This is a genomic window from Bradyrhizobium sp. MOS002 (genome assembly GCF_003020115.1).
In the GTDB taxonomy this organism is placed as follows: Bacteria; Pseudomonadota; Alphaproteobacteria; order Rhizobiales; family Xanthobacteraceae; genus Bradyrhizobium.
In genome coordinates this window covers 800,155-814,093 of record NZ_PYFX01000001.1, presented here as the reverse complement: position 1 = coordinate 814,093, position 13,939 = coordinate 800,155, and the positions used below count along the sequence as shown (strand labels likewise).

Below are 13,939 nucleotides of genomic sequence, written 5' to 3'. Positions count from 1 at the left end.
TATGGCTTGCACATGTTGCATCATCCCGAACGACGTTCTGACCAGGCTTTCACAGGACAAGAAGCTGTCCGCTGTGGTTCGCAAGCAGCTGGCCGACACCGTCCAGGTCAGTCATGAACTGCGCGAATTGCGGACACAGACGGCGAAATTGACCAACGTCGTGGCGGCGCGCGCCGCCGGACTCGTCACGCTGGCCGCGGCGCCGTCGGTCACGGTCTACGACTGCAAGCACACGCAGACGCTGCCGGGGACGCCGATACCGAAGCCGAAGACGTCCTCGGACGGCTCCGTCAAACGCACCTTCAACCAGACCGCCAAGGTGGCCAAGTTCTACCAGCAGGTCTTCAACCGCAATTCGATCGACGATCACGGCATGACCATGATGTCGTCGGTTCATTTCGGCGAGAAGTACAACAACGCGATGTGGAACGGGTCGCAGATGATCTATGGTGACGGCGACGGCAGCATCTTCGTCGACTTCACCAGGGGCAATGATGTCATCGGCCATGAATTGACCCATGGCGTGACCCAGCACAGCCTCCAGCTCGTCTATAGCGGCGATGCCGGCGGCCTGAACGAGAGCGTCTCCGACTGTTTCGGCTCGATGTTCCGACAGTGGGAGGCCAAGCAGGATGTCAAGAAGGCCGACTGGCTGATCGGGCGTGACATCATGGGGCCGGCGGCCAAGAAGAAGGGGTTCACCTGCCTGCGCGACATGGCCGATCCCGCCGCCAAGCACTGTCTGGCGCCACAACCGACGAAATATTCGCAAGTCACGCCCGGCATGGATCCGCATTACGCGAGCGGGCCGCCAAACCTCGCCTTCTACACGGCGTGCACGACGCTTGGCGGATACAGTTGGGCCAAGATCGGGCAGGTGTGGTACCATTCGCTGACCGGTTTCGGACCGATGCCGAACATGACGATGAAGGCATTCGCGGCCCGGACCCGGCAGGGTGCCCACACGTTGTATCCTGGCGATGCCGCAGTCCTCGCCGCGGTCGATGCGGGATGGAAGAAGGTCGGGCTATAGGCCGGGTACAGCGCGTCACGAAAAGCGCGTTACGAAAGGAAGAAGGCGTGGATCGCTTGAAGATCGAACGCGTCGGAGGGTTCGCCGGCGTCGGCGGCCCTCACCTCAAGAGTCGCGGTGAAGTGGCGTTGTCGGATCTGTCGTCCGCTGATCAGAAGACGGTGGAGCAGCTGTTTGCCGATCCGAAGAAAGTCGCGCCCGCGCATCCGGGCCAGGCCGACGCGTTCAGTTACCGGATCACGCGCGGTGCGCAGACGATCGAAGTTCCCGAGCATGCGGTCCCCTCGACCATCAAGAACAGCGTCAAGGATGTCCTGGAGTAGCAATAGGGCCGGATTGGCGCCGTGACGGAGGAGACGCTGCCGCCGGATTCCGCGGGCGCTTGGGGCATGTCCGCGTCGACGAGCCTCGAGGCCTACCGCGCCTTGCGTGCCGACCGGTCGCGATGGCTTCCAATCGCGCTCGACATCGCGCGCGGCCATGGTCTCGATACGAGCTCGCCGCATGTGTTTTCAACCGGCACCAATCTCGTCGTGGGCCTGGGCGACAAGCTGATCCTGAAAATCTTCCCGCCGCCATTGCGCGCGCAATTCGTCTCCGAGCGCGGCTCGCTGATGCAGCTTGCCGGCCGCCTTCAGCTGCCGATCCCCGAGATCGTCGCGGAAGGGACACGCGACGGCTGGCCTTATCTGATCATCACGCGCCTTGCCGGCAAGCTCGGCTCGGAGGTCTGGCCGTCGTTGCCGGAAGCGCAGAAGGAGCGCGTGCTGCGCCAGATCGGCGAGACCATCGCGTCCGTGCAGCGCGTCCCGCTCGGCCCGCTCGCGCAGATCCAGCCGCGCTGGGACGACTTCATGCGCGCCCAGATGCAGGGCTGCAAGGCGCGGCACACGCGTCTCGGTCTTGCGCCGAAATTCCTCGCCGGCCTCGACGATCTCCTGCGCGAGGCGCCAAAACTCATTCCGATGGACGCGCCGCCGGTGATCCTGATCGGCGAATACATTCCGGAGAACTTCTTGCTCGCCTGCGATGACGGCGAATGGTCGCTCGCCGGCCTGTTCGACTTCGGCGACGTGCTGGCGGGATGGCGCGACTACGATCTGCTCGGCCCCAGCGCCTTCATGGCCGCGGGCCGGCCGGGGAGGGTGCGGAGCCTGCTCGACGGCTTCGGCTATGCGAAGCTCGATTATTCGCTCAAGCGCCGCCTGATGGCGCTGATGCTGCTGCATCGCGCCAGCGACCTCAACAGCCACATCTGCATCGAGCGCTGGCAGGAGCAGGCCGATGATCTGGTCCAGCTTCAGGAGCTGATCTGGGCGGGGTGAGTGCCGGTGATCCCCCGCCGTCGTCCTGGCTTTCGGACGACGGTGGTCCAATAACCCGCCTACCAAATAAGCCGAGACTTCATTCAGCTTATTTTATGAGCAAATGCGTGTCTTTGTATGCAATGCCTAGGGCCCCGACGGCGAAGCTTACACCGCCATCGTGCTACATTCCATCATGATATCAATGGATTAGGGGCAGAGTAAACGCCCGTTAGGCTTTGGCACGAACCTTGCGAATCCAGTTCCAACCAGAAACTTTTGTGTTGGAGCCATTTCATGAAGCGCCGCGATTTCCTCAAGTCCGTTTCCGGATTGGCCGCAGGCGCGGCGCTTCCGGCCATGCCTTCCGTGATCTCGTCGGCCTATGCCGATGCGCGCTCGGAGACGCTGCTGATCGTCTCGGAAGGTGGCCCCAACAATCTCGACATCCACGGCGTCGGCACCAATGTGCCCGGCTATGAGGTGTCCTGGAATTGCTACGACCGCCTGATCAGCCACGAGATGAAGAGCGGCCCCGGCGGCGTGCCCTATTACGACCGCGACAAGTTCAAGGGCGAGCTCGCCGAGGACTTCAAGATCGACGACATGTCGGTCACCTTCAAGCTGAAGAAGAACGCCAAATTCCACGACGGCGCGCCGGTGACCGCCAAGGACGTGAAGTGGTCGCTTGACCGCGCCGTCAGCGTCGGCGGCTTCCCCACCTTCCAGATGAGCGCGGGTTCGCTCACGAAACCCGAGCAGTTCGTCGTGATCGACGACTACACGGTGCGTGTCGACTTCCTGAAGAAGGACAAGCTGACGATCCCCGATCTCGCGGTGATCGTGCCCTGCATTATCAATTCCGAGCTGGTGAAGAAGAATGCCAGCGAGAAGGATCCCTGGGGGCTCGAATTCACCAAACAGCAGACCGCGGGCTCCGGCGCCTACAAGGTGACGAAGTGGACGGCCGGCACCGAAGTGGTGATGGAGCGCAACGACGATTGGGTCGGCGGCCCGCTGCCGAAGATCAAGCGCGTGATCTGGCGCATGGTGCCGCAGGCCGGCAATCGCCGCGCGCTGCTGGAGCGCGGCGACGCCGACATTTCCTACGAGCTACCGTTCAAGGATTTCCAGGAGATGAAGGCGAGCGGCAAGCTCAACGTGGTGTCGCTGCCGTTCTCCAACGGCATCCAGTATATCGGCATGAACGTGACCAAGCCGCCGTTCGACAATCCCAAAGTACGTCAGGCGGTCGCCTACGCGATTCCCTATCAGAAGATCATGGACGCGGTGATGTTTGGCCTCGCGAATCCGATGTTCGGCGCGGCCAAGGACAAGCCGACTGAAGTCGCCTGGCCGCAGCCGCACAAATACAACACCGACATGGAGAAGGCGAAGGCGCTGCTGGCCGAGGCCGGCTACGCCAACGGCTTCGAGACCACGATATCGTTCGACCTCAACTTCGCCGGCGTCAACGAGCCTCTCTGCGTGCTGGTGCAGGAGAGCCTGGCCCAGATCGGCATCAAGACCACCATCAACAAGGTGCCCGGCGCCAACTGGCGCACCGAATTGAACAAGAAGGAGATGCCGCTCTTCACCAACGTGTTCTCGGGCTGGCTCGATTACCCCGAATACTTCTTCTACTGGTGCTATCACGGCAACAATTCCGTCTTCAACACCATGAGCTACAAGTCGGCGGAGATGGACAAGCTGATCGACGGCGCACGCGCAGCCGCCGCGACCGGCGACACCGCGACCTACGACACCGACGTGAAGGGCTTCGTCGACCTCGCCTACAGCGACATCCCGCGCATCCCGCTGTACCAGCCCTTCGTCAACGTCGCGATGCAGAAGAACATCAGCGGCTACCAATACTGGTTCCACCGGAGGCTGGATTATCGCGCGATGGCGAAGGGGTGAGGGGGCATGCTGATGGTCAACGACGCATCGGCATACTTCGCCTTTCTCAACCGACGTGAGGCGGGCACCAATCTCTCACTCCCTCCCCCCTTGTGGGGGAGGGTTGGGGAGAGGGGTAGCCACGAACTCCGATCTCTCCCGAAGCCACCCCCCTCCCTAGCCCTCCCCCACAAGGGGGGAGGGAACGCAGCGGAGCGAGTGGCGGCGTCTCGGATTCACTCAACACGCACAAGGAAGACGCCATGCTGACCATGATCGGCAAGCGCCTGATGTTCGCGATTCCCTCGCTGATCGGGGTCGTCATCGTCACATTTCTGCTGACCCGCGCGCTGCCGGGTGATCCCGCCGCGTATTTCGCAGGGCCCGCCGCAACGAAAGAAGCCGTCGAGCAGATCCGCAAGAAGCTCGGCCTCGACAAGCCGCTGATCGAGCAGTTCTTCCGTTACACCAACGATCTCGCCCATGGCGATTTCGGCAATTCGCTCACGACGGGCCAGCCGGTCGCGGCTGAGATTCGCAACCGCCTGCCGGCCTCCGCCGAGTTGACGCTGCTCGGCCTCATCGTCTCGATCGTCATCGCCATCCCTCTCGGCGTGCTGGCGGCGACGCGGCCGGGATCGTGGGTCGATCATCTCTGTCGCATCACGACGACGGCCGGCGTCTCGCTGCCGGTGTTCTTCACCGGCCTCGTGCTGGTCTATGTCTTCTATTTCCGGCTCGGCTGGTCGCCCGCGCCGCTCGGCCGGCTCGATGTGTTCTACAGCGCGCCGCCGACGGTGACAGGCTTCTATCTGATCGACACCCTGATTGCGCGCGACTTCGAGGCGTTCCGTTCGGCCTGCAGCCAACTCATCCTGCCGGCGACGACGCTTGCGATCTTCTCGCTGGCGCCGATTGCGCGCATGACGCGCGCCTCGATGCTGGCGGTGTTGTCGTCGGAGTTCGTGCGCACCGCGCGCGCCAGCGGCCTGTCGCCCGCGACCGTCATCGTCACCTACGCGTTCCGCAACGCGATGCTCCCCGTCATCACCACGCTGAGCATGGTGTTCTCGTTCCTGCTCGGCGCCAACGTGCTGGTCGAGAAGGTGTTCGCTTGGCCCGGCATCGGCTCCTACGCGGTCGAAGCGCTGATCTCGTCGGACTTCGCGCCGGTGCAGGGTTTCGTGCTGACCATGGCGGTGATGTACGTGCTGCTCAATCTCGTGATCGACATTCTCTATGGCGTGATCGATCCACGCGTGCGGCTGGAAGGGTAGGGGATCACAATGAGCACCGTTGCGCCTGCTGTTGAACCCGTCGGCCCCGCGCGCACGTCGGGGCTGGTCGCGCTCCTCGAACAGACCCGCTATGTCCTCGGGGAGAACAAGGTCACGGGCTTTGCCTTCGCCCTGCTGATCGTGATCCTCCTTGCCGCGATCTTCGGGCCCTATGTGGTGCCGTATGACCCGCTGGCGTCCGACACCGCGGCCTCGCTGAAACCGCCATCGGCCGCGCACTGGTTCGGCACCGACCAATTGGGCCGCGACATCTTCAGCCGGGTCGTGGTGGCGACGCGGCTCGATACGTTCATCGCGGTCGCCTCCGTCGCGCTGGTGTTCCTGATGGGTGGGCTCGCCGGCATCGCGGCCGGCTATTTCGGCGGCTGGACCGATCGCATCGTCGGCCGCATCGCCGACACCATCATGGCGTTCCCGCTGTTCGTGTTGGCGATGGGCATCGTCGCAGCGCTCGGCAACACGGTGCAGAACATCATCCTGGCCACCGCCATCGTGAATTTCCCGCTCTATGCCCGCGTCGCGCGTGCCGAAGCGAATGTCCGCCGCAACGCCGGCTTCGTGCAGGCCGCGCGTCTGTCCGGCAACGGCGAGTTCCGCATTCTCCTCGTGCATATCCTGCCGAACATCATGCCGATCATGATCGTGCAGATGTCGCTGACCATGGGCTACGCCATCCTCAATGCCGCCGGCCTCTCGTTCATCGGCCTCGGCGTCCGTCCGCCGACGGCAGAATGGGGCATCATGGTCGCCGAAGGGGCCGGCTTCATGGTGTCCGGCGAATGGTGGATCGCGCTATTCCCGGGCCTCGCTTTGATGATCGCCGTGTTCTGCTTCAACCTCCTCGGCGACGGCCTGCGCGACATCGTCGACCCGCAGCGGAGGACGTGATGGTGATTACGAATTCCGCCGTATCGCTCCCTCCCCCCTTGTGGGGGAGGGCTGGGGAGGGGGGTAGCCCCGGGAGAGGTCTGAGTTCGTGGCTACCCCCCTCCCTGCCCCTCCCCCACAAGGGGGGAGGGAACGAGAGAACGGTGACTGCCTCACAGGCAAATTTTCGTTCAAAATTCTCCAATGAATTCAATCCCATTCTACTGTGCATGGGGTTGTTTTCGACGTTTTTGCTTGGGAGGCGCCCATGACCGCCCAGCCCCTGCTCGACGTCCAGGACCTCACCGTCGAATTCACCACCCGCCGCGGCATCGTCAAGGCGGTGCAGCACGTCAACATCTCCGTCGCCAAGGGCGAGACGCTGGCGATCGTCGGCGAGTCCGGCTCCGGCAAGTCGGTGACCTCCTATGCGGTGATGCGCATTCTCGACCGTGCCGGGCGGATCGCCGAGGGCTCGGTGATGTTCTCGGGCATCGACGTCAAGGCCGCGACCGAAGACCAGATGCGCGATTTGCGCGGCCGCGAAGTCTCGATGATCTTCCAGAATCCGCGCGCCGCGCTCAACCCGATCCGGAAAGTCGGCGACCAGATCGAGGACGTGCTGCGCACCCATGTGCAGCAGGCCATGGTTTCGGACCGCGGCGAAAAGGCGATCGAGGCGCTGGAGCAGGTCAAGATCGCCCGACCGCGCGAGCGCTATCACGCCTATCCGTTCGAATTGTCCGGCGGCATGTGTCAGCGCGTCGTCATCGCGCTCGCGCTCGCCTGCAATCCGCAACTGCTGATCGCGGACGAGCCGACGACTGGACTGGACGTCACCACGCAGAAGGCGGTGATGGATCTGATCGTCGAGCTGACCAAGAGCAAGGCGATGTCCACCATCCTGATCACGCATGACCTCGGCCTCGCGGCCGCCTATTGCGACCGCGTCGTGGTGATGGAAAAGGGCCGGGTGGTCGAGACCGCGAAGGCCGCCGACATCTTCGCCAACCCCCAGCACCCCTACACGAAGAAGCTGATGCGCGCGACGCCGCGGCTCGGCGTGAGCCTGCGGGATCTGTTGCCGGAGGAGGAGACTCTTGCCTCTCCCCGCGTGCGGGGAGAGGCCGACGCACGAAGTGCGGCGGGTGAGGGGAGCTCTCCCAACACCGTGCTCGCGGAGAGCCCCCCTCACCCCGACCCTCTCCCCGCAAGCGGGGAGAGGGAGAAGACGCCCCTTCTCCTCATCGACAAGCTGGTCAAGGAATATCCCCGTCAGGGCGCCACGGCCACGCTCGGGAAATTGTTCGGCCGCAAGCCGCCGGTGGAGCCTGATGTGTTCCGCGCCGTCGACGGCATCAGCTTCTCGGTCGGCCACGGCGAAAGCGTCGGTCTGGTCGGCGAATCCGGCTGCGGCAAATCGACCACGTCGATGATGGTGATGCGGTTGCTCGACCAGACCTCCGGCCTGATCCAGTTCGACGGCGAGGACATCGGCGGCATCGCGCCCGCCGGCTTTGCCCGGCTGCCGCAGCGCAGTCGCATCCAGATGGTGTTCCAGGACCCGACCGATAGCCTCAACCCGCGTTTTACCGCCGTGCGCGCCATCGCCGACCCGATCATGCAGCTCGGCGACATCAGAGGACGCGATGCGCTCCGCGCCCGCTGCGAGGAACTCGCCACCATGGTGGGCCTGCCGCACAATCTGCTGGATCGCTTCCCGCATCAATTGTCGGGCGGCCAGAAGGCCCGCGTCGGCATCGCCCGCGCCATCGCCCTGCACCCGAAACTCGTCATCCTGGACGAGCCGACCGCCGCGCTCGATGTCTCGGTCCAGGCCGTGGTCCTCAATCTGCTCCAGGACCTCAAGGCGCGGCTAGGTATGAGTTATCTGTTCGTCTCGCATGATTTGAACGTAGTGCGCTTGCTGTGCGATCGTGTCATTGTCATGCGGTCGGGTCGAATCGTCGAGGAAGGGACTTCCGAGAGGGTCTTGAGCGATCCGCAGGACGATTACACCAAGGAGCTGCTGACGGCGATCCCGCATCCGCCGCTGCAGACACTGGGCGCACACTGAGAGATTGTTTGGGAGCGTGATGGCCGAACCGCTGGACGATTATATCGACGCTGTCACGAAAGCGTTGGCGTTGCCCGTCGAGGAAGCATGGAGGTCGTCCATTCGCGCCAATCTCGAGGTCTCGCTGCGGCTCGCCCGCCTCGTCGACGAATTCGCGCTGCCGGACGAGACCGAGCCGGCGCCCATCTTTACCGTCTGACGCCGCCATGACGACCAAGCCAGAGATGACGGCTGCCGACATCGCCAAGGCGGTGACCGGCGGAAAATTGTCCGCGCTCGATGCGACCGAAGCCGCGCTCGCGCGCATCACGCAGCACGACACCATCCTCAATTCCTTCACCGACGTCACCGCCGATCGCGCCCGTGCCAAAGCGCGCGCGATCGATGCCGATATCGCCGCCGGCAAGACCGTCGGCCCGCTGGCTGGCGTGCCCTTCGCGGTGAAGAATCTGTTCGACGTCGCCGGGCTCTCGACGCGCGCCGGCTCGAAGATCAACCGAGACCGGGCGCCCGCCACGCGCGATGCCACGCTGATCGAGCGCATGGAAGCGGCCGGCGCGGTGCTGGTCGGCGCGCTCAACATGGGCGAATACGCCTATGACTTCACCGGGGAGAACGTCCATGACGGTCCCTCGCGCAATCCGCATGACACGACGCGGATGAGCGGCGGCTCCTCCGGCGGTTCGGGCAGTGCCGTCGGCGGCGCGCTGGTGCCGATCGCGCTCGGTTCAGACACCAATGGTTCGATCCGCGTGCCGTCCTCGTTCTGCGGCATCTTCGGCCTGAAGCCGACCTATGGCCGGCTCTCACGTGCGCGCTCCTTCCCGTTCGTCGCGAGCCTCGATCATCTCGGTCCGTTCGCGCGCTCCGTCACCGATCTCGCGCTGGCCTATGACGCCATGCAGGGACCGGATGCCGACGATGCCGCCTGCACCACCACTCGTGGTCTGGAGCCGACGACGCCGCTGCTCGCCAATCCGGTTTCGGACCTGCGCATCGGGATCGCCGGCGGGTACTTCCAGCAGAATTTGTTTCCGGAAGCCGTTGAAGCCGTCAGCCGCGTGGCCAAGGCACTGGGCGCAACGCGCGTGGTGGAGGTGCCCGAAGCCGCCCGCGCCCGCGCGGCGGCCTATGTCATCACCACCACCGAGGGCGCCTCGCTGCATCTCGATCGCCTGCGCAAGCGGCCGAACGATTTCGATCCCGCCGTGCGCGACCGGCTGATTGCGGGCGCCATGGTGCCGGCGCCGCTGGTCGACCGTGCGCAAAAATTCCGCCGCTGGTATCGCGCGCAGCTCGCTGAGATTTTCAAATCCGTCGACGTGCTGATCGCGCCCGCGACGCCATGCACCGCGCCAAAACTCGGCCAGGTCAATTTCAACCTTGGCGGCGTCGAGCTGCCGGTGCGCGCCAATATCGGCATCCACACCCAGCCGATCTCGTTCATCGGCCTGCCTGTGGTCGCCGTGCCGGTGCCGCTCGAGCCGCTGCCGATCGGCGTGCAGATCATCGCCGCGCCATGGCGCGAGGACATCGCGTTGCGCGTCGCGTACGCGTTGGAGAAGATGGGCGTCGCCGCCGTGCCCAGCCCAAGAGGATTTTGAGATGGAGATCGATCTCCCCGAGGTGATCGCGGACGTCAAAGCCGCGTTCGAGCGCTATGAGCAAGCCCTGATCACCAACGACGTCGCGGTGCTCGGCGAGCTCTTCCGCAACGATCCCCGCACGCTGCGCTATGGCATCGGCGAGAACCTCTACGGCTATGAGGCGATCTCCGGCTTTCGCGCCGGCCGCTCGCCGGTCGGCCTCAATCGCCGCACCGCGAAAACCGTGATCACCAGCTATGGCCGCGACACCGCGGTCGCCTCCACCCTGTTCTATCGCGACACGATGCCGGGTAAGGTCGGCCGGCAGATGCAGACCTGGGTAAAATTCCCGGAGGGCTGGCGCGTCGTCGCCGCCCATGTCAGCATCATCGACGAGTCGAAAGAGACCTGACCGTATGACGCTTGACGATCTTCCGCCCGGAACGCTGCCGGCCGAACCGGCGGTGCCGCGTATCGACCGGGCGTCGCCATCAGCGCACAAGGTCACGCGCGCCGAGGAGCTGCGGCTGCAGCTCGCCGACGAGATCGTGCGCGGAGCTCTGCCGCCCGGAGCGCCGCTTGACGAGACCGACATCGCGCGCCGCTTCAGCGTTTCGCGCACGCCGGTGCGGGAAGCACTGCGCCAGTTGGTGGCGAGCGGCCTCGTCGAAGCGCGTGCTCATCGCGGCGCGGTGGTGGCACAGCCCTCATTCGAACGGCTGACGGGCATGTTCGAGGCGATGGCGGAGCTGGAAGCGCTGTGCGCGGGTCTTGCCGCCGAACGCATGTCGGCTGCCGAGCGCCACGGCCTCGAAGCGATCCACGAAGAGCTGCGGGTGTTGAGCTACGCCGGCAATCCCGACCGCTTCCACGAGGTCAACGAGCGCTTCCACAACGCGATCTATGCGGGATCGCAGAACGGCTACATCGCCGAGATCACGTTGGCGACGCGCGTGCGCGTGCAGCCGTTCCGGCGCGCCCAGTTCCGCAATCTCGGGCGTCTCGCCAAGTCGCAAGCCGAGCACGACCGCGTCGTCGTCGCCATCATGCGCGGCGACAAGCAGGGCGCCGCCGCCGCGATGCGCGCGCATATCGAGCTGGTGCGCGGGGAGTACGAGATCTACGCGGTGTCGGTTTAAGGCAACGGCGAGTCAATTTACTCGCTGTCGTCCCGGCGAAGGCCGGGACCCATAACCCCAGGGAGTGGTTGTGGCGCGGGCTGGTAACTCCGAGTCTTCGCCAAACTTCGTGCTGTGGTTATGGGTCCCGGATCTGCGCTTCGCTTCGCGGCGCTTGTCCGGGACGACCGTGGTATTGAGCTCACGTCGTCGCAGCTTCCGCCATATACTTCCGCCAGCCGCCATACGCCGTGATATCTCGCGCCTCGCCCAGCACTTCGGGCTCGACGAGAAATCCCTTCACGCTGCGGCCATCCGCCAAGCGAACGGTGCCGATCGCCATCGGCGCGGGAATCGCGTTGACGAACTTGCCGAAGGCGGACGACGACAGCGACCAGATCTCCAGCTCGATCGACGCGCCCTTGCCGGCTTCGACGCGCAGCATGCCCGGCTTCGGCGGCGTGGTCTTCAATGCGTAGAGCTTGTAGTCCGCCGCGGTCCTGGTCGCCTCGATCAACTGGCCGTTCAGCGCTTTCAACTCGCCGTTCAGCGCCATGCCGGAGAGATGCGCGCCGACCACGGCGATGGGAATCTCGTCGATGCTGCTTGCGGCAAGCGGCGCCAGCGCCGGATGCGCCACGCCCTTTGCGCCAAGCGTCAGTTTGGTATCGGCATGGAACGCGCGCCCGATGCTCGCGAGCAGCGCGTCGTGGCCGGTGGGCGCAAGAAGCGTGATGCCAAACGGGATGCCATCGGCACGCATCGCCGCCGGCAGCGCGAGACCGCAGAGGTCGAGCAGATTGACAAAATTGGTGTAGGTGCCGAGCCGGCTGTTGAGCTCGACCGGATTGGCCAGCACCTGCGCGGTCGTATAGGCCGTCGGCGCCGTCGGCAGCACCAGCGCGTCGATATTGGTGAAGGTGCGCTCGGCGATCTTGCGCAGGCCCTGCAGGCGATAGAGCGCGGAGAAGGTGTCCGCCGCCGTCAGCCGCGCGCCGGCCGCGGTGATCTCGCGCGTCACGGGATGGATCGTATCCGGTGCGGAGGCGAGCAGGTCGCGGATCACGAGATAGCGCTCGGCGACCCACGGTCCTTCATAGAGCAGCCGGGCCGTCTCGTAGAACGGCTCGAGGTCGAACTCGACGAGCGTCGCGCCAAGCGCGGTCCAGCGCTTCAACGCATCGGCGTAAGCCGCTTCCGCCTTCTTGTCGCCGAAGAAGATCAGCTGTCCGCTGCGCGGCACGCCGAGGCGCAGGTTTGCCGGGAGCGGGGTGATCGCGCCAAGCGGCCGGTCGCGCGAGAACGGATCGGCCTGATCGGGACCTGCCATCACCGACAGTGCGAGCGCGGCATCGTCCACCGTCAAAGCGAATACCGAGATGCAGTCGAGCGTCCGGCAGGCCGGCACCAGGCCAGCGGTCGAGATCATGCCGAGGCTCGGCTTCAGACCGACGATGTTGTTGAGCATCGCCGGCACGCGGCCTGAGCCGGCGGTGTCGGTGCCCAATGACAGCGGCACTAGCCCGGCGCCGACGGCGGTCGCCGATCCCGAGCTCGATCCGCCGGGAATGAGATCATCGCGGATCGCGTTCCTGGGGATGCCGTAGGGCGAGCGCACGCCGACGAGACCGGTCGCGAACTGGTCGAGATTGGTCTTGCCGATGATGATGGCGCCGGCGGCGCGCAGCCGCGCAACCGCGGTCGAGTCATGTGTCGGAGTGTACGAGAAGGCCGGGCACGCCGCGGTGGTCGGAAATCCCAGCGCGTCGATATTGTCCTTTACCACGACCGGCACGCCGTAGAGCGGCAGGCTGGGGGCATCCTTGGTGGCGAGCTTCTCGGCTTCCGCGATCGCGTCCTTTTCGTCGCGCAGGCTGATGAAGACGGCGGGATCGTTGTGGTCGCGGATGCGCTGATAGGTGCGCGCGACCGTCTGCGCCGGCGTGAGCGTGCCCGCGCGATGCGCGGCCACAATCGCGGCGATCGTTTCAGGCTGCTCAGCCCCCATTTCAGCCCTCATGGCGAGAAAACTCCGGCTACGTCTCTTCACCCAGATCGAAGCAAGCGATGTGCCATTGTGTACAGAATCCGGGCAGGACGAGTGCTCCGGATATTATCGAGACATCAGTGACTTGTGGATAATTTGACGATCAGCCGGGCCGGCATGCCAGCGCCCTGCGAGGGGCATTTGCGCAAATATTAGGCAGTTTGGATCAGGTGAAGTCAGCGAGGATTCGCAGCAGCCGCTCCCGGTTCTGCTTGCCGATCCTCTCCTCGACATGCCGCTCGTGCTCCGCGGCGAGGCGCTTGAATTTTGCCAGCGCCGTCTTGCCCGGCGGCGTGAGGTGCAAGGCGTGGGAGCGCCGGTCCGTGCTCGACTTGACGCGTTTGACCAGATCGCGCTGCTCGAGACTGTCGAGCAGATGCACCAGCCGCGCGCGCTCGATGCCGAGGCGCTTGGCCACCGCCATCTGCGACAGGCCGGGATTGGCGCCGATCACCGTGAGCACCGAATATTGCGTCGGCCGGATGTCGACATCGCCGAGCGTCCTGATGAAGTCCTGGAAAATCCAGATCTGGAAGCGCCGCACCGCATAGCCGGCGTGCCCGACCAGGGCGTCGAGGCCGATCTCGTCCCCGTCGACCGGCCGCGCGGCGCCGTTGCCGGCGCGTTTGCGTGGGGAAGTCCGGGTTGCCGTGGCTGTCACGTCGCGTCTCCTGCGGGACCATTCTTGTAGCGACTTCGCCGCGCCAGCG

At 64.9% G+C, this 13,939-nt stretch carries 13 protein-coding genes; 11 read left to right on the top strand and 2 right to left on the bottom strand.

What is annotated here, in order from left to right:
• Position 1 precedes the first annotated feature (1 nt).
• From C7G41_RS04115 to C7G41_RS04065, 11 genes are all read left to right on the top strand, one after another.
• The gene (locus tag C7G41_RS04115) at positions 2-1,033 is read left to right on the top strand and encodes a M4 family metallopeptidase (RefSeq protein ID WP_106941336.1); all 1,032 of its coding nucleotides are present in this window, start codon (positions 2-4) and stop codon (positions 1,031-1,033) included.
• Between the two features lie 56 nt (positions 1,034-1,089).
• Positions 1,090-1,356 (top strand): protealysin inhibitor emfourin, encoded by a 267-nt coding sequence (locus C7G41_RS04110; RefSeq protein WP_146159747.1) that lies wholly within the window; start codon positions 1,090-1,092, stop codon positions 1,354-1,356.
• 66 nt (positions 1,357-1,422) lie between these two features.
• The gene (locus C7G41_RS04105; RefSeq protein WP_199198166.1) at positions 1,423-2,358 is read left to right on the top strand and encodes a phosphotransferase; all 936 of its coding nucleotides are present in this window, start codon (positions 1,423-1,425) and stop codon (positions 2,356-2,358) included.
• 276 nt (positions 2,359-2,634) lie between these two features.
• Complete coding sequence (locus C7G41_RS04100) at positions 2,635-4,257, top strand: ABC transporter substrate-binding protein (RefSeq protein WP_106941333.1); 1,623 nt, start codon at positions 2,635-2,637, stop codon at positions 4,255-4,257.
• 242 nt (positions 4,258-4,499) lie between these two features.
• The gene (locus tag C7G41_RS04095; RefSeq protein ID WP_106941332.1) at positions 4,500-5,513 is read left to right on the top strand and encodes an ABC transporter permease; all 1,014 of its coding nucleotides are present in this window, start codon (positions 4,500-4,502) and stop codon (positions 5,511-5,513) included.
• 9 nt (positions 5,514-5,522) lie between these two features.
• Entirely contained in the window at positions 5,523-6,422 is a 900-nt protein-coding gene (locus C7G41_RS04090; RefSeq protein WP_106941331.1) for an ABC transporter permease, read from the top strand.
• 247 nt (positions 6,423-6,669) lie between these two features.
• A complete protein-coding gene (locus C7G41_RS04085; RefSeq protein ID WP_106941330.1) occupies positions 6,670-8,478 on the top strand; it encodes an ABC transporter ATP-binding protein in 1,809 nt (602 codons plus the stop codon).
• Positions 8,479-8,497: 19 nt separating this feature from the next.
• Positions 8,498-8,677: a DUF4089 domain-containing protein gene (locus tag C7G41_RS04080; protein ID WP_199198120.1), complete on the top strand. Its 180-nt coding sequence runs from the start codon at positions 8,498-8,500 to the stop codon at positions 8,675-8,677.
• Positions 8,678-8,684: 7 nt separating this feature from the next.
• Positions 8,685-10,082, top strand: a complete 1,398-nt coding sequence (locus C7G41_RS04075; RefSeq protein ID WP_199198119.1) for an AtzE family amidohydrolase — start codon at positions 8,685-8,687, stop codon at positions 10,080-10,082.
• Position 10,083: 1 nt separating this feature from the next.
• Complete coding sequence (gene hpxZ, locus C7G41_RS04070) at positions 10,084-10,476, top strand: oxalurate catabolism protein HpxZ (RefSeq protein WP_027514468.1); 393 nt, start codon at positions 10,084-10,086, stop codon at positions 10,474-10,476.
• 4 nt (positions 10,477-10,480) lie between these two features.
• Positions 10,481-11,203: a GntR family transcriptional regulator gene (locus tag C7G41_RS04065; protein WP_199198118.1), complete on the top strand. Its 723-nt coding sequence runs from the start codon at positions 10,481-10,483 to the stop codon at positions 11,201-11,203.
• A gap of 181 nt (positions 11,204-11,384) precedes the next feature.
• Here the strand turns inward: C7G41_RS04065 and atzF are convergent, their stop codons facing one another.
• Together atzF and C7G41_RS04055 are read right to left on the bottom strand one after the other, a co-directional pair.
• Complete coding sequence (gene atzF, locus C7G41_RS04060; RefSeq protein WP_245446444.1) at positions 11,385-13,202, bottom strand: allophanate hydrolase; 1,818 nt, start codon at positions 13,200-13,202, stop codon at positions 11,385-11,387.
• A gap of 193 nt (positions 13,203-13,395) precedes the next feature.
• Positions 13,396-13,890, bottom strand: a complete 495-nt coding sequence (locus C7G41_RS04055) for a MarR family winged helix-turn-helix transcriptional regulator (protein ID WP_106941326.1) — start codon at positions 13,888-13,890, stop codon at positions 13,396-13,398.
• Between the last annotated feature and the right edge of the window lie 49 nt (positions 13,891-13,939).